Below are 23,847 nucleotides of genomic sequence, written 5' to 3'. Positions count from 1 at the left end.
GTACGAGTCATGGCGTCCGGCGTGAACCGTTTTGGCAATGTCGGTGAGCATATCCATGCGAGGGTCCCCCTGAGCGAAGAGCCCATCGCATGAAGATATCTCAGTGGTATGACGCCCGTTATTAAGCCGCGTAACGGCTGAAAACGAGCGTAGCGTTGGTGCCGCCGAAGCCGAACGAGTTCGAGAGAACCGTGTCGATCTTGGCGTTGTCGATCCGCTTGCGGACGATGTTCATGTCCGCAACCGCGGGGTCGAGTTCCTGAATGTGCGCGCTCTCGCAGATGAAGCGGTTGTTCATCATGAGCAGCGAATAGATCGCCTCCTGCACGCCCGTCGCGCCGAGCGAGTGGCCCGTGAGCGACTTGGTAGCGGAGATCGGCGGGCACTTCTCGCCCGCGCCGAAGACCTCGCGGATCGCCTCGATCTCCTTCAGGTCGCCGACCGGCGTCGCGGTGGCGTGCGGGTTGATGTAGTCGATCGGGGTTTTGACGGTCGACAACGCCATGCGCATGCAGCGCACCGCACCCTCGCCCGAGGGGGCGACCATGTCGTAGCCGTCCGAAGTCATGCCGTAGCCGACGATCTCGCCGTAGATACGCGCGCCGCGCGCCTTGGCGTGTTCCAGTTCTTCCAACACGAGCACACCCGCGCCGCCGGCGATGACGAAACCGTCGCGGTTCACGTCATAGGCGCGCGAGGCGCTTCCCGGCGTGGCGTTATACTTGGAGGACATGGCGCCCATGGCGTCGAAGAGCACCGAGAGGCTCCAGTCGAGATCCTCGCAGCCGCCGGCGAACATCACGTCCTGCTTGCCGTACTGGATCATCTCGTAGGCGTTGCCGATGCAATGGTTCGAGGTCGCGCAGGCCGACGAGATCGAATAGTTCACGCCCTTGATCTTGAACCAGGTCGCAAGCGTCGCGGAGGCGGTGGAGGACATGGCCTTCGGCACCGCGAAGGGGCCGACGCGTTTGGGGCCCTTCTCACGGGTGATGTCGGCGGCTTCCACGATGGCGCGGGTGGAGGGGCCGCCCGAACCCATGATGATGCCGGTGCGCTCGTTGGAGACGTCGCTTTCCTCCAGGCCCGCATCGCGGATCGCCTGATCCATGGCGATGTGGTTCCAGGCGGTGCCGCCGCCGTGGAAACGCATGGCGCGGCGGTCGACCATCTCTTCGACATTGATGTTCGGCGCGCCGTGCACCTGGCAGCGGAACCCGAGCCGCTCATAGTCCGCGGCCTTGCTGATGCCGGATTTCGCTTCCCGCAGGGAGGCCAGAACCTCCTGCGTGGAATTGCCGATGGACGAAACGATGCCCATTCCGGTGACGACGACGCGTCTCATAGCCCACCTCTTCATAGGAACTTCATGCCGACCCAACGTTCTGATGCATGATCGTGTCGGAAAACCGGATTCCACTTTTCCGGATCATGCAGACGTAAGGTCGACCAGGCCCGTTCTCAACCGCGGGCCGTGACTTCAAACTTTACGCGGCGGCTTCCGCCTGGAACAGGCCGACCCGCAGGTCCTTGGCCTCGTAGATCCGGCGCCCGTCCGCCTCGAGCCAGCCATCGGCGATGCCGAGCACCAGCTTGGAACGGAAGACGCGCTTCAGATCGACGCCATAGACCACCTTCTTGACGGTCGGCAGCACCTGATCGGAAAACTTCACCTCGCCGACGCCGAGCGCCCGGCCACGGCCCGGGGAGCCGCCCCAGCCGAGATAGAAGCCGACCAGCTGCCAGAGGGCATCGAGCCCGAGGCAGCCCGGCATCACCGGGTCGCCCTTGAAATGGCAGGGGAAAAACCAGAGATCCGGCCGCACGTCGAGTTCGGCACGCACATGGCCCTTGCCATATTCGCCGCCATCCTCGCCGATGGAGGTGATGCGGTCGAACATCAGCATCGGCGGAAGCGGCAACTGGGCATTGCCGGGACCGAACATTTCTCCGCGCCCGCAGGCGAGAAGGTCTTCGTAGGTAAAGCTCGACTGGCGCGCCATGCCGGGTGCCGACCCTTTCACTCGTCTCAAAATACGGCCTCGCGAACCTCCGGAGGCCATTGGAAGGGGCTCTGGTAGCACAGGCTTTGCCGTCCATCAAAGGGACCTCCGGTAGGAATAGGCGGAAGAGCAGGATTTTGCCGAATCCGGGAGCCGCAAGAGGCCGCAGTCGCCTTGCCGCCGGGGCCTCGCTTTCCTATTATTTCAATGTTAGAAGCAGGTTTTCCGCCCTCACGCTCAGCCATGACCGATCCGCTTTCCGCCTATATCGAATCGACGACGGCCACCGCCCATCGGAAGGGATGTCCCGTTTCCGAACTGCGGGACAAGCTGCGTCGCGTCGGCCTGCGCCCCACCCGGCAGCGGGTGTCGCTGGGCTGGCTGCTCTTCGGCAAGGGCGACCGGCACGTGACGGCGGAAGCGCTGTTCGACGAGGCGACCCGCGCCCGCGTCCCGGTGTCGCTTGCCACCGTCTACAACACCCTGCACCAGTTCACGGAAGCCGGCCTCCTGCGCCAGCTCGCGGTGGACGGCTCCAAGGCCTATTTCGACACCAACCCCACCGAGCACCACCATTTCTTCCTGGAGGAAGAAGGCGAGCTGGTGGATATGCCCTCCACGGGCGTAAGCGTGGAAGACCTTCCCGAGCCGCCTCCGGGCATGGAAGTGGCGGGTGTCGAGGTCATCGTCCGTCTGCGTCGCAAGAAGTCCTGAGGCGGCGCGCCTCTCTTTTCCTCACGGAACGACTCGGATAGGAGCGGCTGTGGAGTGTTTCCATGCCGCTCACCCATGTCCTTCTCGCCCTGTCCGTCACCGTCATCTGGGGCCTGAGCTTCGTCGTCATCAAGATCGGGGTCGGAACCACGCCCCCGCTCGTGCTCTGTGCGCTCCGCTTCATCTTCGCGGCGCTGCCGGCGATCTTCTTCATTCCCCGGCCTCAGACGAGCTGGCGTAGCCTCATCGGTTACGGTTTCTTCCTCGGCGTCGCCCAGTTCGGACTTTTGTTCGCGGCCATCGCCATCGGCATGCCGGCGAGCCTTGCTTCGCTCGTCATGCAGGCGCAGGTCTTTTTCACCATCCTCTTCGCCGCACTCCTGATGGGCGAGAAGCCGTGGCCGCATCAGGTTGTGGGCGGCGTGGTGGCCTGCTTCGGTCTCATCCTGATCGCCTGGCCGCGTCTCGCGGGAAGCGGCGCGGTGCCGTTTCTGATGACTGTCGCAGCCGCGGCCTGCTGGGGCGTCGCGAACATCATTTCCAAGCGCGCGGGCCGGATCGACATGCTCGGCTACGTGGTCTGGGCGAGCCTAATCCCGCCGATTCCGCTGCTCGCGTTGTCGATGTGGCTCGACGGTCCGGCCCAGGTTGCCGGCGCCTTCACGCATCTGAGCCTCGGCACCTTGGCGTCTGCGGCCTATCTTGCTTATCCGACAACGATTTTCGCCTTCGCCGTCTGGGCGCACCTTCTGTCCCACCATCCGGCGGCCACGGTCACGCCCTTTGCCTTGCTTGTGCCGGTGGCAGGCATTTTGGGCTCCTGGCTCATTCTGGGCGAAGCCATGCGGCCGATTGAAGCGCTCGGCGGTACCGTAATCATCCTGGGGCTCATGGCCAACATCTTTGGCGCGCGTGTCATCCGTTTGCTGAGGACCTAGACTGAAGGGTTATCCGGAGGCCCGGAACCTGAGCGGAAGGCGGTCGTTTTGCCCCCGTGCCGGGCCGCCGCCCTGGGCCCCCGCCATGCGTTCCCGTAGCGTTCCCTGCGAGGCATAAAGCCCGGTTCTTCCCACGCGAAGAGGCCGCCGGGTGCGTTTTGCCCGCGCCGAGCGCGCTGCCAGGGTCGCAATCGCCGGAGCGTGCCATGAAGCTCACCGGACTGGCCTCCCCCCTCCTCGCCTGTCTTCTCACGCTCAACACAGCTCAGGCCCAGCAACCGCAACAGCCGACAACCCCGTCGTCCGGCTCTCCCGCCGCGACGCGCACGCTCGACGGGCGGGTGCTGCCGGAACCCGCGCCCCCTTCGGCGGCGTGATCAACCTCAATGCCTTCCAGTCGAAACCCTGGTGGCCGCCGCGCATCGTGCCGCCGGACGGCGCGCCGAACGTCCTGTTGATCATGACCGACGATGTGGGCTTCGGCGCGCCGAGCACCTTTGGCGGTGTCATTCCGACGCCGGCGCTCGACCGGATCGCCAATGCGGGTCTGCGCTATACCCAGTTCCACTCGACCGCACTCTGCTCACCCACCCGCGCGGCGCTGATCACGGGACGCAACCACCACTCGGTCGGGTTCGGGCAGGTGGCCGAAACGTCGACCGGATTTCCCGGCTACGATAGCTTCATCGGCACGGACTCGGCCACCATCGGCCGCATTCTGAAGGACAATGGCTACGCGACCTCATGGTTCGGCAAGGACCACAACACGCCGGTCTTCCAGGCGAGCCAGGTCGGCCCCTTCGATCAATGGCCCATCGGCATGGGCTTCGATTATTTTTACGGCTTCGTCGGCGGCGATACGAGCCAGTGGCAGCCGAACCTGTTTCGCAACACCACGCAGATCTATCCCTATCTCGACAAGCCGGGCTGGAACCTCACCACCGCCATGGCGGATGACGCCATCGACCACATCAGGATGATGAACGCCGTCGATCCGGCAAAACCGTTCTTCGTCTATTATGTGCCCGGCGGCACGCATGCACCGCACCATCCGACGCCCGAATGGATCGAGAAATTCAAGGGCAAATTCGACATGGGCTGGAACGCGCTGCGCGAGCAGATTTTTGCGAACCAGAAGCGGCTCGGCGTGATTCCGCAAACCGCGGCTTTGACGCCGTGGCCCGACGACATCCTAAAACGGTGGGATGCGCTGACCCCGGATGAGAAAAAAATGTTCGCGCGTCAGGCCGAAGTTTACGCCGCCTATCTCGCCTATACGGATCATGAAATCGGCCGCGTGATTCAGGCCGTCGAAGACACCGGCAAACTCGATAACACGCTGATCATTTATATCAGCGGCGACAACGGCTCGAGCGCGGAAGGCTCGCCCATCGGCACCCCGAACGAAGTCGCGCAGTTCAACGGCATCGAGGTGCCCGTCACCGATCAGCTGCGAGCCTTTTACGACGTGTGGGGGTCTGACCAGACCTATCCGCACATGGCGGTTGGCTGGACCTGGGCTTTCGACACGCCCTATCGCTGGACGAAGCAGGTCGCCTCGCATTTCGGCGGCACGCGGCAGGGTATGGCGATGTCCTGGCCGAAGGTCATCACCGACAAGGGCGGCATCCGCAACCAGTTCCACCACGTCATCGACATCGTGCCGACGATTCTGGAAGCGACGAAGATTACCGCGCCGAACACGGTGGACGGCATTGGGCAAAAGCCCATCGAGGGCGTGAGCATGGCGTATACGTGGGACAAGGCCGCCGCCAACGCGCCGACGAAGCACATCACCCAGTATTTCGAGATGTTCGGCAACCGCGGCATCTATCATGACGGATGGTATGCCAACACGGTGCCGATCAACGCGCCGTGGGACATCGCCTCGACGCCGAATCCCAACGTGATGAACGGCTATAAATGGGAGCTGTTCGATCTCACCAAGGACTGGACGCAGGACAAGGATGTCTCCGCGCAGAACGCAGGCAAGCTGAAGGAGCTGCAGGATCTCTTCATCGTCGAAGCGTCGAAATACCAGGTCTTCCCGCTCGACAATTCCGTCGGCGCGCGGATCGTGGCTCCGCGCCCGAGCGTGACGGCGGGGCGCAGCACGTTCACCTATCCTCCGCTCACCGGGATTCCGATGGGCGATGCGCCGCAATTGCTCGGCACGTCCTACCGCATCACTGCGGACATCGAGGTGCCGCAGAATGGTGCCGACGGCATGCTGATCACGCAGGGCGGGCGCTTTGGCGGCTACGGCTTCTACGTGCTCAAGAACAAGCCCGTCTATGTGTGGAATCTCGCCGACCTGAAACGCGTGCGCTGGGAAGGAAAGGACGCGCTCACTCCCGGCAAGCACACGCTGACGTTCGAGCTGAACTATGACGGCTTAGGGTTTGCCACGCTCGCCTTCAACAATATGAGCGGCCTCGGCCGCCCCGCCACCGGCACGCTGAAGGTGGATGACAAGGTGGTCGCCACGCAAAAGATGGAACGCACCATCCCGCTCATCCTGCAATGGGACGAGTCGCTCGATGTCGGCTCCGACACCGGCACGCCGGTGGACGACAACGATTATCGGGTGCCGTTCAAGTTCGCGGGCAAACTGAACAAGGTGGTGATCGACATCAACCGGCCGAAACTCTCGCCCGAGGACGAACGGCGGCTGATGGAGGGCATGCAGCGGAGCAACAAGTCGAGCGAATGACGCTCGACGATGGAGCGCCGCGCAAAGTCGACGCTCCGCCCACCTTTTTAGCGCAGCAGCCCAAAGCCCACGAACGCGTAAACGATCAGAAAGATCGCGACGAAGACGTTCAAGAATCGCGGCGCGACGAGAGAAGCGATGCCGAGAATCAGCGCGAGAATCGGCAGGATGTTTTTTAGGCTCATGGACAGAGTCATGCGTTTTAGGCTTTCAGTTCAAAGGGCAGTCGAGACTCACTCGACCTTTTCGTTGGGATAGACGCCCCACAGCTTGTCCTGGCGGATATAGCCGTCGACGTCGCGGGCGCGTTCGAGCACGATGAGGACCCGGCACCAGGTGCCGTCGCAGGTCTTGATGTTGGTGATGACACCGGGCTGGAGCTGGGCGACCGGATTGGCCTTGTCGTCGGCCCGGTCCAAAAGGTTGACCGAAGCGATCTTGCCCTTGGCCCAAGGCATGACGAGCGCCGTGCGGCGGCCAGAGAGCAGGGAGTGCAGAACCCACCCCTCGGTGCCCTCCGAATCACGGATGCGCCGCCAGGTCTCGTATTCGGCGATGATTTCCACCGGCAGGCCGGCGCGCTGGAACACCCAGGCGGTCCGGTGATCCTTGGACGGGCCTTCGCGCAGGTTCACGCGGTCGGTCTTGAGGCTGACATAGCGCGGAACGGGAAGCCCCGTGCCCAGGCGGCCGCCGGGGGGCTGCTGCTGCGCCAGGGCCGAGGCCGTGCTTAGGCCCAACAGGGCAAGGGCGACGACGATCTTGCGCATGATCCCCTCAAGGTCGGGTTTGTCTCAGGGCAAGCCTCTGGTAGAGAAGCTTGATGAGCCGCGCCACGCGGCGGCTCGTCGCCTTTAGTCGCCGAAACAGGGTTAAGGGAGCGTGAAGGGCCCTTAAAATCTCCTGTGGCTCTTCGAGGGATGGGAGATCGCTGGCCGATGAAGAAAAGACCTGTCGTCGTCGTCACCCGCCGTCTGCCCGACGTCATCGAGACGCGCCTGCGCGAATTGTTCGACACGCGCCTCAACCTCGAGGACAAGCCGCTCTCGGCGGAGGAGCTGGCCGAGGCGGTGAAGGCCGCCGACGTGCTGGTGCCCACGATCACCGACGACATCGACGCCGCGCTGATCGCGGAAGCCGGGCCGAACCTCAAGCTCATCGCCAATTTCGGCAACGGCGTCGACAATATCGACGTGCCGGCAGCCCTCGCCAAGGGAATCACCGTCACCAACACCCCCGGTGTGCTGACCGAAGACACGGCGGACATGACCATGGCGCTGATTCTCGCCGTCGCCCGCCGCATCCCGGAAGGCGCGCGGGTGATCCCGGACGGCGAATGGGCCGGCTGGTCGCCGACCTGGATGCTGGGCCGACGCATCACTGGCAAGCGCCTCGGCATCGTGGGCATGGGGCGCATCGGCCAGGCGCTCGCCCGCCGCGCCAAGGCTTTTGGCCTGTCGATCCACTACCACAACCGCCGCCACGTGCCGCCGAAGATCGAGGCAGAGCTGGAAGCGACCTATTGGGAATCCCTCGACCAGATGCTGGCGCGCATGGACATCGTGTCCGTCAATTGCCCGCACACTCCCGCGACCTATCATCTGCTCTCCGCCCGCCGCCTGAAGCTCATGCGGCCCGACGCGATTCTGGTAAACACGGCACGCGGCGAGATCATCGACGAGGCGGCGCTCACCAAACTCCTCGAAGCCGGCGCCATCGGCGGCGCGGGCCTCGACGTTTTCGAAGAGGAGCCAGCCGTCAACCCGCGCCTCGTGAGACTCGCGAAACAAGGCAAGGTGGTGCTTTTGCCCCACATGGGCTCCGCCACGCACGAGGGCCGCATCGCCATGGGCGAAAAGGTCATCGTCAACATCAAGGCCTTCATCGACGGCCACAAACCACCGGACCGCGTGCTGCCGAGCATGCTGTGAGGGGAAGCCGTACCCTAAGCCAAGACCGATTTCTTAGCCCTCCAAGCTACCGGGCTCATCTCCGTGATGCGACGGAACTCGCGATTGAAGTTCGACTTGGTCTGGAAGCCTGATTCCAGCATAATTTCCGTTACGGAAATATTTGTCTCCGTGAGAAGACGGCAGGCCTCTGCGATGCGACAGTCGTTTACGTATTGTGAAACGTTCTTCGACATGGCGCGATTGATCGCCGTGGAAATCCGGCGCGCGGGAATCCCCGTTTTCCGGGCAAGGCGGTCGAGATTGAGGTTGGCATCGCGGAACAACTTTTGCTCCGCCATCAAAGCGTGAACCTTGGCGAGCGTCTCCCGGTCTTCAGGCACTTCCTCGGATGGCGCCCTGTCCCCTTCATCCGCAGGAGTGCGGCTTCGGCTGGCGGCGACGGCTGCAGCGCCCAACAAAAAGAGCCCGAAGATGTTCGCGATGCTAATGATTTTCGGCGCGCTCGTCCCGTCGGACCACGTCAGGTCGAGAACCACGAATGCGTCGATCACGGCCGAGAGGCACAGCGCGCCCGTCGCTATCAAGAGCGCCCGATAGGCCGGTACGACTCCGTCAAAGGGCGCGAGACGCAGAACGTCCGGGCCGGGGCGCATCAACCATAGAAGGGCGCCCGCATAAACCAAGTAAATTGCGATCAACCCGAAATCGACCGCCCGGCGCCAAAAAATCACGAGCACAAGAACAAGAAACACGGGTAGCGCATGAAGCACTGCCACGATCGGCCATCGGCGCGCGGCTGGGCCTGTCAACCCCCGTACGCCGACATACACGAGAGGCGGCAACATCGCCCCCGTCACAGGCATGATGTGTCGCGTCACCTCCACATCATAGCCCCAGCGCAGGCCGATCAACATCGATTGCGCGGCGCAAGCGATGATCAGGGCCAGGAAAGGCCAGTTCAGCGGCACCTCGTCGTCACGCCTCGCCACGACGGCGAAAAGAAGCACGAGCAGAAGGGCAACCACGAAGGGAAGCGGAACAAACAGCATGAGGTCGGAACCTGACATCTAAGCACTTTTTGAGCCATCATGGCCTGAATCGCGATTTCGCACGACCTGAATCGCGATTTAGGTCGCAACAACACAGCTTGAGGATCATGCGGCCCCCATTGTCACTTCAGACAACGGAGTCTTCCGATGAAGCTCAATCGTTTCCTTCTCGTAACCTGTCTCGCCGCCATGGCCCTTCAGACCGCTCATGCCGCCGATCGCGTCGGCGTCCGCACCGTCGAAGTCCCGTCGGCAGCGCGAGGTGCAAACCTAAAAGTCACCGTGTGGTATCCGGCGGCGGTCGGGGGCACACGCGTGCTCGTCGGCAACGACCGGCTCCTTAAGGGAACCGAGGCATGGAAAGATGCGCCTTTGAGCGAAGGTCCCTTCCCGCTTCTTGTGGTATCGCACGGATCGGGGGGCGGCATCGCGAACTTGGATTGGATCGCGACGCGCCTCGCCGAAGCGGGCTTTGTCGTCGCGGGTCCCAACCATCCGGGAACGACGCGAGGCGATTCGACTCCCGCTGACACGACGAAGATCTGGCAGCGCCCGGCCGACTTGTCCGACGTCATCACCGCCCTGACCACGCAGTCGCCTTGGAGCAGTCATGTCGACACGGGCCGCATTGGCGCTTTCGGTTTTTCGCTCGGGGGGCACACGGTCCTTGCGACCGCCGGCGGGCGTGTGAAGCTGGAGGCCTATGCGCGCTATTGCGAGAACAACCCGATGATGCCGGATTGCGTATGGTTCGCGAGCGGCGGAGTCGATCTGCGCAAAACCGATAAGGCGCTTTTCGAACAATCCAACCGTGATCCGCGCATCAAGTCGGTCGTCGCCATCGACCCGTCGATAGCCCCGGCCTTCACGGTCGAGAGCCTCCGGGCGGTCGCTATACCCGTTCACATCATCAATCTCGGCAATGCCAGAACGATCCCCGTCGCGGTCAAGTTCGACAGGCTTGCCTCCGAAATCCCGGACGGCGACTACAAAACCGTCGATGACGCCGTGCATCTGAGCTTTCTGGCCGAGTGCCAGCCGGGGGCCCACGAGCTTCTGAAAGCGACGGGTGATGACGACCCCATCTGCGACGATGCGAAAGACAGCCCAAAAACCAGAGCCGACATTAACGCCGAAGTGGCGGCGATGATGGAGGCCGCATTTCTACGCGATCTCGGACGCTAAAGTGCGAGACTGCGTGCTGCCGAGCATGCTCTGAGGGCCTTTACGTGGACGAGGCCAAACGCGCTCTCCCTCTTCCCTCACTGGAGCCTCAGGGCTGCAACTCCCAGGTCTTGAGTTTCTTGCGCGCTGTTCCGAAATTGCCGAGCTGGTAAACGGAGGCTTCTGAGGGCGAGAACGTGAACGCGTCGAACGGTTCGGCGAGCATCGTCTTCAGGTCATCCTGGGGGGCGACGCCGACCGTGACGTGCGGATTGAAGTTCTTGCCGGTCGCCTTCGGAACGAACGCTGCGACATAGTCGATCGTCGGCTTGTTGATACCGGGTTCTGCCGGCGTGGTCACGAATGCCGCGGCACTGCCCGTTTTTGTCGTGAAAGGGGCAACGGCGTCGATCAATTCTTGTTGCAGCCGAAGCAGGTCGTCTGTCGGCTCGACGACGATCCCCGCAAGGCCGATGCTCTTCCAGGGGATGTAATAGTACTTGGTCGCCTTTAATTTCCAGCCAGACGCCTTCTCGTTGGCCAGAATCCTATCGACTGCGGCGTAGACTTTATCGAGGTCAGAAGTGTGGACGTATCGCTGCAGGATCGAGATGTGCGGGTGGTGCGTCGCGCCCAGAGAGAAGCCCTTTGGGAAAACTTTGAGCAGGCGGGCGTTGACGGCCTCCGCCCGCTGAATCATCGTCGCGTCCGGTTCCAGTGCGATGTCGATAGCCATCACGGGGTTTGGTTTCGTGCTGGCTCCCTGCGCATCGTCGAGCATTGATGCCAAGCCGATGCCGAGCGCCACCAACACCTTCATGTATCGAAGCATGGAAACTCCTGTCGTTGGTACCCGCCCGCCGCCGAGGCGCTCTGCGTATCCGTGACAAGACGGCTAATCGAACGGAAAGATCCGCTTCCAGTCGTTCTTCATGCTGATGACCGGCCAGTTGTTCTTACTTGCCTCGTCATAGAGCGCCTGGGTGAAGGTGCCGATTTTGCCGTCGAGCAGGCCTGTTGCCGGGCCGTAGGCGTATTCGCGCGCGGCATCGTCGTGCAGCACCAGCATGGTCAGCCGCGTGCCGGTGCCGGCGGCGGTCCATTCCAGCATCTGCCGGTCGCCGACCGAGTTGCCGAAAGCCGCATGGGGCCGCCTGCCGATCATAAGGTGAATGCCTTCTGGCTTGCCCGCATGGTCATCGTTGAGCAGCAGTTTCGGTTCCTTGGTCAGGAAAGGCTTGCCGTCCTTGGTGTAGCCGAATGTCGTTCCGCCCACGCTGCCGACCACCTGCTCGGGCGGAATGCCGTAGACCTGCTCAGCATAAACGCGCACGAAATCCTGGCCGCCGCCGGTCACGATGTAGGTCTTGTAGCCGTTGTCGCGCAAGAAGCGCAGTACTTCGAGCATCGGCTGATAGGTGAGTTCGGTATAGGGGCGCTTCCAGCGCGGATGCCGGGCGGTCGCGAGCCACTTTTTCACATCGGCTTCGAAATCCTCCACGCTCATGCCGGTCAGCGTGGCGGCGAGGATTTTTTCGAGATCCGGCAACGAAAGCTTCGCTATCGCCTCCCGGTTTCCGGAGAGAACGGTTTTGAAGGGCTCGACGCCTTTGAGTTCCGGCCTCGCCGCGACCACGGTCGGGACGCGCTCGAGGCAATAAACCACCTGCGTGTAGATCGGATGCTCCACCCAAAGCGTGCCATCCTGGTCGAACGCCGCGATGCGCTCCTCCGGCGCGACATAGCTGGGGCTTGCCCGATCGGTGGTGACGCGCACGAAATCGAGGATCGCCTTCTTAGCCGCACCCTCATTCCACGACGACAGCGGGTCGGTCGTCTGCGCGGAGGCTGGAAGAAGCGTTTCGGAGAAGGCAGCAAGGAGCGCGGCGCCCAAAAGCAGCGCACGGCGGCTCATTCCAGAGGAAGAGCGATTCTGGGACATCGGCGGCCGCCTCTCGGATTGGGGGCAATCTGGCGACGAAGAAACGCCTCAACCGGCGAAAGTGTCCCCCGGATCAATCAGCCGCGTTTGCGCGGCGCCAAGTCTGCCTTCAACCGCTCCAAAATCTCCCCTGCCGTCCGCGTGCCTTCCTCCCATGCGCCTCCCGCCGTACCCCATTGCGCGCGTGAAAGCGCTTCGCCCGCGAACCAGATGCGGTCGTCGACCGGCGCTTTCAGCGCGTCGCGGATCGTGGCGAGCCCCGGTGGCACCACGGCCCAGGAGGCTCGCGACCAGGGATCGTGGCGCCACGCAGTGCTGCGGCAGACGCGCAAATTGCGGATCGCCCGGTGGCCGAACTGGTCGGCCAGAATCGTCCGCGCATAGCGGCCCGGCGCATCGGCATCGCGCCCGTCGAGCAGGGCTGCGGCGGGCTGGTCGAGTTCGAAGAAATGAAACGGCGTGCCGTCGATGCGCGTCAAAAGTCCCGGCGGCTCGCGATGATGCCCCAAAAGACTTGCGAGCCGATCCGGCCCCCGAAACGGCGAATCCGGCCAGTGCAGCACCACGTGCTCATAAACCCCTTGGGTGAAGCCGTGGATCGCCGCCACGACCGGCTCCGGCAGGGCGGGGGCGAAGCGAATAACTTCCTGCTGCAGCAGTGCCATCGGTGTCGTCACAACGGCAGCCTTCGCGCGAAATGTTCCGGCGGTGGTCTCAACCCGCACGCCCGCTTCCGACCAATCGAGCGCCGTCACCGCCGTGTTCAGGCGGATCGGCAGGCCTTGAGCGAGGCGCGCCACATAGGCCCCGAGCCCGCCTGCGATGAAAAGGTTGTCGGCATATTCCATACTCGGAAAATCGTGCAGGCTCACCTGATCGAGCGGGCGGCCCGAGACGAGGCCGTGGATGGCGGCAACGCGGGCACCGTAGCGCCCGAGCCGCGGCAGCACCTTTCCCGCGGGCTGATCTTCGCGCGCGCGGGCGGCTTGCGTCATGGCCCGGTCGGCAATTTCGAAGGCCCGCCCAAGCGCCGCGCTCTCGGAGGCGCGCGCCTCGCGCCGCCCGATGAAAAGATGTCCATGCACAGGCGCGCGGCGTAAGGGCTCGCCCCGTTCGCGGCCGAGCTTCACCAGCGGGTTGATCGGCCCCGCATGGAGCCAATGCGCCCCCAGATCGACGGGATGCCCTTTCATCGACACCGTCAAAGTGCGTCCGCCGATGCGGTTTCGCGCCTCGATCACGACCACGCTCAGCCTGGCCGCGATGAGACGGCGCGCGGCAGCAATGCCGGCAGCACCCGCGCCGACAATCAAAACATCCGGCTCTTGCGACAGCTTGGCAGGGTCCACGGCGTCGTTGCCCCCTCGTCTTGCGGCGGGTTCGTTCATAAGTATTGTCCGCGCGTCAGCTCAGGAGTTTTCATGCCGGGACCAATTTTCACGTTCGCCTGCGAGGCCGCATGCTGATTCAGGCCATTTATGCCGCCGCGCGGCAGGTGCTTTCGCCCGGCCTGCGCAGCATCTTGTGGAAGTCGCTGGCACTCACCGCGGCGCTGCTGGTGCTCGTCTGGATCGCGCTGACGCGCCTTTTCAGCTATTTTTTGCAAAACCACACCATCAGCGCGGATTATCCGATGCTCGACGGCTTCGCCTCGTTCCTCGCCGGGGCGGGCCTGATCGTTGCCTTGATTTATCTCCTGCCCGCCGTCTCGGCCATCGTCGCGGGTTATTTTCTCGATGATGTCGCGGAGGTGGTGGAGCGAAGCGACTTTCCCGCCGATCCTCCGGGCCGGGCGCTGCCGGTCGGGCGCGCCATTCTCTACGGCCTGCGCTTCGCGGGGCTTTCGCTCCTCGTCAACCTCGTAGCGCTTCTGGTGTTCTTCATCCCCGGCGTGAACATCAGCGTGTTCTTCATCGCCAACGCCTATCTTCTGGGCCGGGAGTATTTTGAACTCGCCGCCGGACGCTTCCGGGCGCCGGAGGAAGCGGCGCAGATGCGCGTGGCGAACCGGGGCACGGTGTTTGCCGGCGGCTTCATCGTCGCCGGCCTCGTGCTGGTGCCGATCGTCAACCTCGTCATGCCGATCTTCGGCGTGGCGCTGATGGTGCATCTGCACAAGCGCCTGGAGGCAAGGGGGCCGTCCCGCAACGGTGCGGCCCGGATGGAGATCGACTCGTCGCCCTTGCCTTAGGCCTTCGAGCCGCTGGCCCGCTTGAGATCGAACTGGCCGGTCTTGCGGAAGCGTATGAGGTAGGCGGGCGCGATGGCCTCGATGGTGGTGGGCGTGACGCCCTGCGCCTCCAGCGTCCGGCCTTCACGGATCGCGCCCTCGGAAACCACGTTGTCCTTCTCCAGCAAAATCGCCTGATCGCGAGTCATGGCGAATTCACGCGGCAGCAGGCCGAGGCTGATCTTGTCGAGGAAGCCCATGAGGGTCCCCTGCGCGCGCCCAACGGGTGAGGGCAGCGGAACGATGAAGCGCTTGCGCTCGGTCACTTCGAGCACGTACTGCACCAGCTGCTGCAGGGTGCGGACTTCCGGCCCGCCGCATTCATAGATCTTGCCGGCCGGCACCGCGCCGTCCACGGCGCGCACGATCAGCTCGGCCACGTCGCCCGCATAGACGGGCTGGAAGCGGGTGTCCGCGCCCGCAAGCGGCAGGACCGGCAGCATACGGGCCAGCGCCGCGAAGCGGTTAAAAAAGTTGTCGCCCGGCCCGAACATCAGCGAGGGGCGCACGACGATGGCATCGGGACGGACCTCGAAAAGCCCAGCCTCGCCGGCCGCCTTCGAGCGGGCATAGGCCGATTCGGACTGCGCATCGGCCCCGATGGCCGAGATGTGGACGATGTTGGCCTTAGCCGGGGCGGATTGCGCGATCAGGCGCGGCCCTTGCGCCTGAAGCGTGTCGAAGCGCTGGCGGCCGCCTTCCTGCAGAATACCGACGAGGTTCACCACGTGATCGGCATTCGCCACCGCGCGGGCGACGGAGGCCGCATCGCGCAAGTTGGCCTGGACCACCGTGATCTGCCCGACGGTGCCGAGGGGCTGGAGGTAATTGGCGAGATCCGGCCGGCGGGTCGCCACCTTGATGCGATAGCCGCGCTTGGCCAGAGCCTGCACCACAAAGCGGCCGAGAAAGCCGGAGCCGCCGAAAACCGTGACCTGTTGCTGGGCGGGCGTGCGAATGGCGCCGATCATGAGATGCCTCCTGTCCCTCCACCCCGGTGGAACGCGGACCTTTGGACGTGAAATTTCGAAACCGTCTCTAGAGCATGATCCCCAAAAGGGAAATGCGGATTTTCCATCGATGGCGCCTCGCGGCCTCCAAGCCCCAAGAAGCCGCCGCGCCATGGGGCTGCGCGCTCGTTCGGTTGGGCCAAAAGCCTCCTTTTCAGGGGTGCGCTCAAAAGGAATGCGCCAAAGATGATTTTCGACGATTGACGCGCCGCCCCGTCGGCCTTAAACGAACCTCGCCGACAAGGCATGCCCAGGTGGCGGAATTGGTAGACGCACTGCTTTCAGGTAGCAGCGGGTAACACCGTGGAGGTTCGAGTCCTCTCCTGGGCACCATCAACCCTTCTCAAGTGGTTGATCGGCAAAGAAATCCAGACCAAGCAAGGCTGAGAGGCTGCCCGAGTGGTACACACGGGTGGTACATGGCCCTTTTCACGTCACGGCCCTGGAAACATCTCAAGGCCGGAATAGGCTGGTTCCTGCGAATTTTGGCGCGCGCCCTCCCGTTTGTAAGTCGAGTTCACAAGCGCTATGTCCCGGCTTTCGGAAGAAGCCTGATATGACAATCTCGAATGAGGACGACCTCACCCGCCTGAAAGAGGTCGGGCGTATCGTCGCCAATACCCTTGAGGCGATGGGGAAAGCTCTTGAGCCGGGCATGACCACCTCGGAGCTCGACCAGATCGGGCGAAAGCTCCTGGAGGCTGAAGGCGCGCGTCCGGCTCCGGAGTTGGCGTACGCTTTTCCTGGGGCGACCTGCATCAGCGTGAACGAAGAGATCGCTCATGGCATCCCGGGTGCCCGACGGATCGAGCGTGGCGACCTGGTCAACATCGACGTTTCAGCCGAGAAGAACGGCTTCTTTGCGGATACGGGAGCCTCGTTCGCCGTTCCACCCGTAACCCGCTCGATTGAACGTCTTTGCAGAGATGGTCGGCGGGCCATGTGGACGGGCCTGCGGCAGGTTGGAGCCGGCAAGCCGATTGCTGGCATCGGTCAAGCCATCGGGACCTTTGCGCGGAAAAATGGGTACAGTCTCGTCAGGAACCTTGCCAGTCACGGTGTCGGCTTATCACTCCATGAGGAACCGACAGAGATCGCAACATGGCCCGACTCTTCCGAACGTCGCATCATGAGCGACGGCTTGGTGTTCACCGTCGAGCCATTCCTGTCCTTTGGCGCGGAGTGGGCCGAGGATGGTGATGATCCATGGACGCTCTACAGCAGTCCTGAGGCCCCGACCGTTCAGTACGAACATACCGTTGTCGCAACCCGAAACGGACCTTTGATCGTGACAATGGCCGGTTAAGGCCGTCTCCGCCAGCGCCCGGAAGCTGTTCACGCGCTATTCGCCAAGCTGTGAGCTTCCGCGACGTCTGATCTTGGAGGACGGACGAGTGACGCGTCTGCGCGTCGCCTTCAGGAGCTTACGGAAGGTTGGGCATTCCAGATGCGATGGGGCGGGACAATCGGCAACATGCCGAAGGGCGTCCCGCAACAATCGCAGGTCGAGCATCTGTCGCTGTAAATCGTCCGCCTTGGCGCGCAACTGATCGCGGGGGATGTCGGGCCGGCCGTCCTCCCCGAACATGTTCGCGACCTCCGTGAGCGAAAAGCCGGCCGTCTTCCCAAGTTCGATCAGGGACAGCTTTAGGAGGACGTCGGCCTCGAATTGTCGCCGAAGTCCATGCCGGCGGATGGATTGGATCAGGCCGATCTCCTCATAATAGCGCAGTGCCGAGGGCGGCACGCCCGATCGTTCCGCTACCTCCCCAATATCTAAAATTTGCATGCTTGACCTCAAGTCGACTTGAAGTCGTACCCTCTCTCGAATCTTCAATTCGATCAAGAGGAGCGTCATGGTGCGCAATCCATCCTATGGGCCTGTATGGCGAGATCCGCGAGCAGTGGCGCTGCTGATGGCAGCAGCGCTCACCACCATGGCCAATGCCACGATCAGTCCCGCGCTACCGGGACTCGAGCGCCTGTTCGCGGATGATCCGAACGCTGCGATGCTGGTGCGCCTGCTCGTGCCCGCACCCTCACTAAGCGTCGCGCTCTGCGCGCCGTTCGCTGGCCTTGTTGCTGATCGGTGTGGTCGGCGTCAGATGCTCCTTGCCGGGGTCATCCTCTTTGTGATCGCCGGCTCTGCGGGGTTGTTCCTTCCCGACCTTCCAACCATCTTTGCCAGCCGCCTGGTTTTGGGGTTCGCTGTCGCCCTCATCATGACAGCCCAGACCGCCCTCATCGGCGACTACTACACCGGTGACGACCGGGGCACGCTGACGGGACTTCAGATATCGGCTCGGAACTTCGGAGGTCTCGCCTTTATCTCGCTCGCTGGATGGTTCGCGGTGGTCTCGCCACGTCTGCCGTTCGTCATCTATGGCGTTGCCGCGGCCTTCTTGCCGTTGATGTGGAAGGTCATCGTCGATCCACCACGGACATCGCCCAATCCTGATGCCAGGCCGGAGGACAGCGTCCCAGAACTTTCATCATGGGGCTTCGTCTTCGCGTTGCTCGCGCTTCTCCAGGCCGCGACGAACATGATCTTTTTTGTCATGCCGACCCAGTTGTCGTTCTTCTTCGAAGCGGCAGGCTACGACAGCCCGATGATGACCGGCTCAGCACTCGGCATCCTGATGCTCTCAGGCGGCAGCTTCGCGCTGCTGTACGGCCGAATCCAGCGAGCAACAGGTTACGTTGGCGTTTTCGCTCTGGGCTATGGCGCGATGGCTCTCGGTTTCCTGTTGCTGGCCCTTCCTGCGATGCCCCTGGCCTGGTTCGTGGCGACCGCGGCCATCGGTGCGGGCTACGCATTGGCCTCGCCAAGCTTCGTGATCCTTGCGTTGAGGCTTGCTCCGCTCCGGCGAAGAGGACTGGCTGGTGGTGTCCTGACAGCTTCCGTTTTCATCGGCCAGTTCTGTTCGCCGCTTCTCAGCACGCCCGTGATTGCAGCATGTGGTTATGAGGGTCTCTTCCGCAGCACCGCTTTGCTTGTTTCCGCGATGGCTGTTGCAAGCGTCGTGAAGGGCTGGACGATGGGGCTGCTAGCATTGAAAGCCCGGATCCCGTCTATGGAGTAGCAGCCCACAGCGGAACAATGGCTATTGAGGTGGGCTCGCAGGCCAAATTGTAGAGCGACGCCTTTTGGCACATTGGCATCTCCACCCTTTGAGCCCCGCCGCTACCCGTGCTAGCGAGGTGACATCCTCATCGCCCTCGTTAGGAGAACTACCCCATGGAAATCGGAGTCTACACCTTCGGTGACGTGGGTATCGATCCTGTGACGGGGCGGCGGATCAGTCCGGCGGAGCGGTTGCGCAATCTCGTGGAAGAGATTGTGCTGGCCGATCAGGTGGGGCTCGATGTGTTTGGGCTCGGCGAGCACCACCGGCCCGATTATGCGGTGTCCGCGCCGCCGGTAGCGTTGGCGGCGGCGGCGACGCAGACGAACCATGTTCGGCTGACCAGTGCCGTGACGGTGCTGAGTTCGGATGATCCCGTGCGCGTGTTCCAGCAATTCGCGACTCTCGACAATCTGAGCCGCGGGCGCGCGGAGATCATGGCGGGGCGCGGCTCCTTCATCGAGTCGTTTCCGCTCTTCGGCTATGACCTCGACGATTACGACACGCTCTTTGCCGAGAAACTGCAGCTTCTGATGCAGCTCAACGAGAACGAGCGGATCAGCTGGCCGGGCGGGCAGCACACGCCGCCGATTGCGGATCGCGGCGTCTATCCGCGGCCCTATCAAGACAAGCTGCCGATCTGGATCGCGGTCGGCGGCACGCCGCAATCCGTGGTGCGCGCGGGAATGCTCAACCTGCCGCTGGCGCTCGCCATCATCGGCGGCGAGCCGGCGCGCTTTGCGCCGCTGTTCGATCTCTATCGGCAGGCGGGCGAGCGCGCGGGCCATGATCCGGCGGGCTTGAAAACTTCGATCAACGTGCACGGCTTCGTCGCCGACACCACGCAGGACGCCGCCGACACGTTCTATGCTCCGCAGGCCGAGGTGATGAACCGGATCGGGCGCGAGCGCGGATGGCCCCCAACGAGCCGCGCGCATTTCGATGCCGCCCGTGGCCCGCGCGGCGCGCTCTTTGTCGGCAGCCCCGCCGAAGTGACGGACAAGATTTTGGCGGCCTACGAGATCTTTCGCTTCGACCGCTTTTTGATCCAGATGGCGATTGGCGTGCTGGATCATGCCAAGCTGATGAAGGCGATCGAATTGTTGGGCACGAAGGTCGCGCCGGAGGTGCGCAAGGCCATCGGGTCAGCACGCGAAACTGCGTAACCGCTCTCCGGCGAGACGCGTTGCCTCCTCGACCCTATTGCGCCTTGCTCGGGTCGTCGGCCGGGTTCACGTATTTGATGACGAAGGGCCCTTCCGAATTGATCTGCACGATGGTTCCCGTGCTCATGAAAGCGTAGTGGTTCATGTTGGCGGGAAGGTCGACGAAGCCGCCTGTTTCGAGGGAGTCCGTCTTTGCCTCGTCGAGCTTGTCGCCCATGCCGACATGGAAATTCCCCGAGATAACCGTGACCCGCTCCGCGGTCGGATGGCTATGCGCGGGGATCTTGTAGCCCGCAGGAACCTTCAGCCGCATCGTGAATGGCCCAGGCTTGCCGGGATCGCCTGACAGGACAGCGAACTCGGCGCCCTTGGGCAGGACTGGCGGGCCGGGCATCCATTTGAGCTGATCGGCCTTCATAGCGTGGCCGGCCGTGTGCTCCTGGGCGAGCAGGCCGCCTGTCGTGGCGAGGAAGAGAGCAGCAGTCACGAGAACGGGACGCATGGCGAACCTCCGTTTCTTAAGTTCCGATGGCTTCAACTGGCCGGCCTTTACGCCCAAGGCCGGATACGCAAGCTCGCGGGAAGGTGGCGGCGGTGCCCCCAAAGCCATCAGAGAAAAGCCTCTCTGAAGCTGTCGCGATGCTCGGACTTGCCTGTACAATCGCCAAACCGGCAATGAGTTGCGGCGAGCGGCACGAGAACACGCCGGGCGCCGGCCCGCACTTCAAAAAATCCAAGCAAAAGCTTCACGACGTTGTTGCCACCTCTTCAGCGAGAGCGTCACAGCCTTGGCTCTCTAGGCGGGACTCAACCTAGTCGTTTGAACAGTTCGGCCTCACTCCAAGCTCGATAATGAATCTCGCGACATAAGCGGGAGAGAATGGTGGCCCCTTCAGGCAAATTAGCGGGCGTGGTGTTGCTGTGCTTCGGCCAGATCGCTTGCAACCAGACGGCCAGCATGCAGGTGGCCAATGCGGCCGCCGGTCTCGATCCGACGGGGGTGGCGGGAACGGCCCTGAGTTTTGCGCAGAGCGTTCAGCCCGAAGAGGACCATGATGCCGAATCCGGATTCAAATTGAGCCAGATTGCGGTCTCGCTCGACGACGTCGCGGCTGGGCGAACGGCCCGCCCGCGCCTTGCCAATCCCATTCAGGGCATGATGACGAAGATGGCGGCGAATCAGGCCATGAACATCGCATCGACGATCATCGGCGGCGCGATGACGGGAGGCGTCGGGCTCGCCGCTGCCGCGCCAGGCCTCCTCATGCAGGCCGCCTCCACGGGGATGGTCATGGGCCAGATGGCCGCCATGGATAGTCAGGTCGAACAGGCGATGGCTCAAGCCGAAGCCGCACGGGCCGCCAACCGCATTGTCCCAGACGAGGATCGCCCGGCTGAAGCACGGGCGATCCTGTCGATCGTCAATGGAGGCCGAAGCGCGGTCTGGCGCAACGCCGAAAGCGGCGCTTCGGGAAAGGTCTCCCTAGGCCATCTAAACAAGGCGGAGGGGATGTCCTGCCGCGTCGTCGAGCAGGAATGGAAGGGTGGCGGAGAGACCCGGAAGGGCAATTTCGTCATCTGCATACAGGACGGCATCTGGTACGATCTGTCCTGAGCCGCTTTGCGACAGAACCACTTGGAAAACGCGCCATGACAGAGGCTGCCATGGCGCGTCAGGGACGCCCCTTACTTCACCTTGTCCCGCGAAACGTCCATGATCAGCCACGTGGCCAGATAAAGACGCGGGACAATGCTCCCGATCTGAATGTACTCGGCATCATTCGAATGCGCTCCGAAGCCCTCAGACCGAATCCTTCAATGACTGCGCCCTTGGCCTTCACGCCCGCGAAGGCCGCATCGGTGCCGCCTCCGGTGGCGACATCCAGCACCTTCATCGGCACGCCGATCTCATCGTAGATCGCCTTGGCGTGTGAAGACAGCTTGCGCGAGGCATCGGTGGCCTCCAGTGGCGGGCGGCGCACCTCGAACTTCAGCTGCACCTTGGCCTCGGGCAGCAACTTGTTCTTGATGCGCTCCTGCAGCGTCGCCTGCAGCTGGTCGAAGTCGGAGATTTTCAGCGCCCGGGCATCGGCCTGCGCTGTCGCCTCTGCGGGGATTACGTTGCGGTTGGTGCCCGCCTGCGACACTGTCCAGTTCAGCTTCAGGCCGCGCTCGTTCTGCGACAGGTCCTTCAGCTGCAGCAGCTGATGCGAGAGTTCGTAAAGCGCGTTGACACCGCCCTCGGGCCGGGCGCCGGCGTGCGAGGCCTTACCCTGCACGGTGAGGTACGCCGCACCGATACCGCTGGTGGCGAGGCGCAGACTTCCGTCGGTGCCACCAGACTCAAACGACAGGACAGCATCTTGGTCGGAGGCAAGCTGGGTGATGGTGCCGCGTGCGCCCGGCGAGCTGATCTCCTCGTCGCCGTTGATCAGTACGGTGAGGGTGCCATAGTCCTTGAAACCAAGCTTTTGCAGCATCGCAATGGCGTGCAGGATGGTGGCGATGCCTTGCTTGTCGTCGGCAATGGCTAGGCCGTACGCCTTGTCGCCATCGATGCGGAACGGCTGATCCTTGAGCATGCCACGCAGATAGACGGTGTCCATGTGCGCGATGAGCATGATCTTGGCCTTGCCGGTGCCCTGGAATTCGGCCTTCACCATGGCGCCAACCTTCTCGGGCGTGTCGTCCATGCGGTAGATGTCGGTCGGCTGGATCAGCTCGACCTTACCGCCGAGCTGCTTCAGGCGATCGGCGATCAGGTCGGCGATCTTGGCCAGACCCTCCAGGTCCTTGCTGCCCGACTCGATGGCAACCAGATCGCGAAGGGTATCCAGCAGCGGCTGCTGCTGCTGCTTGGCGAGGTCATGAATGGCTGTAACCGGCTCTGCCAGTGAGGGGCCGGCGGCGGCGACCATGGCCACGGCGAGAAGGGCGGAGTGCAAGCGACGGTTTTTTGGAAGCATGGATGTCATGGGGCTTTCTGAAAGGAGAGGCTCCGGACGCCCCGCCAACCTCTGAAGTCCGTCGGAACGCGGGAAAAGTGAGTAACACAGCGGGGACGGGCTGTCCCTTGGCCATCTGAACAAGGCGGATGTCCTGCCGCGTCGTCGAGCAGGAATGGAAGGGTGGCGGAGAGACTCGAAAGGGCAATTTCGTCATCTGCACGCAGGATGGCGTCTGGTACGATCTGTCCTGAGCCCACAAGCGGGCGCAGCGGGCTCGGAAACGATGCACTTTAGAATTATTACAAACTTGTAATTTGCTGCGCCGCACAAGCTGAGCCAGCATGAGGGGACTGGAGACATCGTCATGACCCGTTATCCCCGCGCTCTCATCGTTCTGCACTGGCTTGTCGCGCTTCTCATCGTCGCCGCCTGGTTCACGGGCGAGGGCGGGCGCAGCGTGCGGGCCAATCCGCCGGTTCTGCATTTCGCCTTTGGGCTCTCGGTGCTGACGTTGGTGGTGCCGCGCCTTCTCATCCGGCTCTTCAAGGGCACGCCGGCCCTGCCCGAAAGCACGGGCCCGTTCATGAAGATCGCGGCGAAGCTCGGACACGGGGTGCTCTATCTCTTCATGATCGGCCTGCCGCTCTCCGGCTGGTATGCCGCCTCGCGCATGGGCGTGCCCGTGACCCTTTTGGGCTATCCCCTGCCGAACCTGACGAGCGCCGTGCAGGGGCCGCCCGGCCTGATCGGGGATCTGCACGAGACGGGTGGGACGATCATCCTGATTCTGGCGGGCCTGCATGCCCTTGTCGCGCTCTGGCACCACTTCGTCTTGCGGGATGGGCTTCTCAAGCGCATGAGCCTGTCCGCCGGGTAGAATTGCTCTTTTCCCCAAACCCCGCTCTCGCGGGGTTTTTCTCGTCCGTTGATGC

General features: G+C 63.1%; 22 protein-coding genes, 1 tRNA gene and 1 pseudogene. 12 read left to right on the top strand and 12 right to left on the bottom strand.

Annotated features, from left to right (window positions below; translation table 11 throughout):
- Positions 1–121 precede the first annotated feature (121 nt).
- Both fabB and fabA read right to left on the bottom strand, forming a co-directional pair.
- Entirely contained in the window at positions 122–1,345 is a 1,224-nt protein-coding gene (gene fabB, locus HB375_RS03375) for a beta-ketoacyl-ACP synthase I (RefSeq protein WP_167671521.1), read from the bottom strand.
- A gap of 142 nt (positions 1,346–1,487) precedes the next feature.
- Positions 1,488–2,003, bottom strand: a complete 516-nt coding sequence (gene fabA, locus HB375_RS03370) for a 3-hydroxyacyl-[acyl-carrier-protein] dehydratase FabA (protein ID WP_167671742.1) — start codon at positions 2,001–2,003, stop codon at positions 1,488–1,490.
- 243 nt (positions 2,004–2,246) lie between these two features.
- Here fabA and irr point away from each other — a divergent pair, with 243 nt between their 5' ends.
- The 3 genes and pseudogenes from irr (at position 2,247) to HB375_RS03355 (ending at position 6,368) form a co-directional block, all read left to right on the top strand.
- The gene (gene irr, locus HB375_RS03365) at positions 2,247–2,717 is read left to right on the top strand and encodes a Fur family transcriptional regulator Irr (RefSeq protein ID WP_167671520.1); all 471 of its coding nucleotides are present in this window, start codon (positions 2,247–2,249) and stop codon (positions 2,715–2,717) included.
- Positions 2,718–2,779: 62 nt separating this feature from the next.
- The gene (locus HB375_RS03360) at positions 2,780–3,655 is read left to right on the top strand and encodes an EamA family transporter (protein WP_167671519.1); all 876 of its coding nucleotides are present in this window, start codon (positions 2,780–2,782) and stop codon (positions 3,653–3,655) included.
- Positions 3,656–3,861: 206 nt separating this feature from the next.
- A pseudogene (locus tag HB375_RS03355) lies at positions 3,862–6,368 on the top strand (arylsulfatase).
- Between the two features lie 47 nt (positions 6,369–6,415).
- On the opposite strand, the gene HB375_RS03350 reads toward HB375_RS03355, so the two are convergent.
- Both HB375_RS03350 and HB375_RS03345 read right to left on the bottom strand, forming a co-directional pair.
- Entirely contained in the window at positions 6,416–6,553 is a 138-nt protein-coding gene (locus HB375_RS03350) for a DUF3096 domain-containing protein (protein ID WP_246728303.1), read from the bottom strand.
- A gap of 48 nt (positions 6,554–6,601) precedes the next feature.
- Positions 6,602–7,138, bottom strand: coding sequence for an SH3 domain-containing protein (locus HB375_RS03345; protein WP_167671518.1), 537 nt, complete (start codon positions 7,136–7,138; stop codon positions 6,602–6,604).
- A 168-nt stretch (positions 7,139–7,306) separates the two neighbouring features.
- Between HB375_RS03345 and HB375_RS03340 the strand changes: the two genes are divergently transcribed.
- Positions 7,307–8,299 carry a 2-hydroxyacid dehydrogenase gene (locus HB375_RS03340; protein ID WP_167671517.1) on the top strand — a complete coding sequence of 331 codons (993 nt, stop codon included), beginning with the start codon at positions 7,307–7,309 and terminating at the stop codon, positions 8,297–8,299.
- Between the two features lie 14 nt (positions 8,300–8,313).
- On the opposite strand, the gene HB375_RS03335 is transcribed toward HB375_RS03340, so the two are convergent.
- A complete protein-coding gene (locus HB375_RS03335; RefSeq protein WP_246728302.1) occupies positions 8,314–9,348 on the bottom strand; it encodes a helix-turn-helix domain-containing protein in 1,035 nt (344 codons plus the stop codon).
- A gap of 129 nt (positions 9,349–9,477) precedes the next feature.
- Here HB375_RS03335 and HB375_RS03330 point away from each other — a divergent pair, with 129 nt between their 5' ends.
- Entirely contained in the window at positions 9,478–10,515 is a 1,038-nt protein-coding gene (locus HB375_RS03330; protein ID WP_167671516.1) for an alpha/beta hydrolase family protein, read from the top strand.
- An 88-nt stretch (positions 10,516–10,603) separates the two neighbouring features.
- Here HB375_RS03330 and HB375_RS03325 read toward each other — a convergent pair whose 3' ends face one another.
- From HB375_RS03325 to HB375_RS03315, 3 genes are all read right to left on the bottom strand, one after another.
- Entirely contained in the window at positions 10,604–11,314 is a 711-nt protein-coding gene (locus tag HB375_RS03325; RefSeq protein WP_246728301.1) for a 2'-5' RNA ligase family protein, read from the bottom strand.
- A gap of 75 nt (positions 11,315–11,389) precedes the next feature.
- Complete coding sequence (locus tag HB375_RS03320; protein ID WP_167671514.1) at positions 11,390–12,436, bottom strand: HAD family hydrolase; 1,047 nt, start codon at positions 12,434–12,436, stop codon at positions 11,390–11,392.
- Positions 12,437–12,513: 77 nt separating this feature from the next.
- Positions 12,514–13,824 carry a flavin monoamine oxidase family protein gene (locus HB375_RS03315; RefSeq protein ID WP_167671513.1) on the bottom strand — a complete coding sequence of 437 codons (1,311 nt, stop codon included), beginning with the start codon at positions 13,822–13,824 and terminating at the stop codon, positions 12,514–12,516.
- Between the two features lie 71 nt (positions 13,825–13,895).
- Between HB375_RS03315 and HB375_RS03310 the strand changes: the two genes are divergently transcribed.
- Entirely contained in the window at positions 13,896–14,627 is a 732-nt protein-coding gene (locus tag HB375_RS03310; protein WP_167671512.1) for a sulfate transporter family protein, read from the top strand.
- On the opposite strand, the gene HB375_RS03305 is transcribed toward HB375_RS03310, so the two are convergent.
- A complete protein-coding gene (locus tag HB375_RS03305; protein ID WP_167671511.1) occupies positions 14,624–15,637 on the bottom strand; it encodes a complex I NDUFA9 subunit family protein in 1,014 nt (337 codons plus the stop codon). The two genes, HB375_RS03310 and HB375_RS03305, sit on opposite strands and share 4 nt — an antisense overlap.
- Before the next feature lie 287 nt (positions 15,638–15,924).
- Here HB375_RS03305 and HB375_RS03300 point away from each other — a divergent pair.
- Positions 15,925–16,009: transfer RNA gene (locus HB375_RS03300), tRNA-Leu, on the top strand.
- A 223-nt stretch (positions 16,010–16,232) separates the two neighbouring features.
- A complete protein-coding gene (map, locus tag HB375_RS03295) occupies positions 16,233–16,982 on the top strand; it encodes a type I methionyl aminopeptidase (protein ID WP_167671510.1) in 750 nt (249 codons plus the stop codon).
- 36 nt (positions 16,983–17,018) lie between these two features.
- Here map and HB375_RS03290 read toward each other — a convergent pair whose 3' ends face one another.
- Positions 17,019–17,465, bottom strand: coding sequence for a helix-turn-helix domain-containing protein (locus HB375_RS03290; RefSeq protein WP_167671739.1), 447 nt, complete (start codon positions 17,463–17,465; stop codon positions 17,019–17,021).
- Between the two features lie 67 nt (positions 17,466–17,532).
- Between HB375_RS03290 and HB375_RS03285 the strand changes: the two genes are divergently transcribed.
- Positions 17,533–18,759, top strand: a complete 1,227-nt coding sequence (locus HB375_RS03285) for an MFS transporter (RefSeq protein ID WP_167671509.1) — start codon at positions 17,533–17,535, stop codon at positions 18,757–18,759.
- 155 nt (positions 18,760–18,914) lie between these two features.
- On the top strand, positions 18,915–19,967 hold the full coding sequence (locus HB375_RS03280; protein ID WP_167671508.1) for an LLM class flavin-dependent oxidoreductase: 1,053 nt from the start codon (positions 18,915–18,917) through the stop codon (positions 19,965–19,967).
- Positions 19,968–20,001: 34 nt separating this feature from the next.
- On the opposite strand, the gene HB375_RS03275 is transcribed toward HB375_RS03280, so the two are convergent.
- Positions 20,002–20,469, bottom strand: coding sequence for a cupin domain-containing protein (locus HB375_RS03275; protein ID WP_167671507.1), 468 nt, complete (start codon positions 20,467–20,469; stop codon positions 20,002–20,004).
- Positions 20,470–20,850: 381 nt separating this feature from the next.
- Here HB375_RS03275 and HB375_RS03270 point away from each other — a divergent pair, with 381 nt between their 5' ends.
- The gene (locus tag HB375_RS03270) at positions 20,851–21,582 is read left to right on the top strand and encodes a hypothetical protein (RefSeq protein ID WP_167671506.1); all 732 of its coding nucleotides are present in this window, start codon (positions 20,851–20,853) and stop codon (positions 21,580–21,582) included.
- A 103-nt stretch (positions 21,583–21,685) separates the two neighbouring features.
- Here HB375_RS03270 and HB375_RS03265 read toward each other — a convergent pair whose 3' ends face one another.
- Positions 21,686–22,942, bottom strand: a complete 1,257-nt coding sequence (locus HB375_RS03265; RefSeq protein WP_246728300.1) for a M20/M25/M40 family metallo-hydrolase — start codon at positions 22,940–22,942, stop codon at positions 21,686–21,688.
- 337 nt (positions 22,943–23,279) lie between these two features.
- Between HB375_RS03265 and HB375_RS03260 the strand changes: the two genes are divergently transcribed.
- Entirely contained in the window at positions 23,280–23,792 is a 513-nt protein-coding gene (locus HB375_RS03260; protein WP_167671505.1) for a cytochrome b, read from the top strand.
- Positions 23,793–23,847: the final 55 nt, after the last annotated feature.

The sequence above is a fragment of the Microvirga terricola genome, from assembly GCF_011777495.1.
Classification (GTDB): Bacteria; Pseudomonadota; Alphaproteobacteria; order Rhizobiales; family Beijerinckiaceae; genus Microvirga; species Microvirga terricola.
Note: the sequence above shows the minus strand (reverse complement) of the source record. Positions and strands in the feature narration are given on the sequence as shown.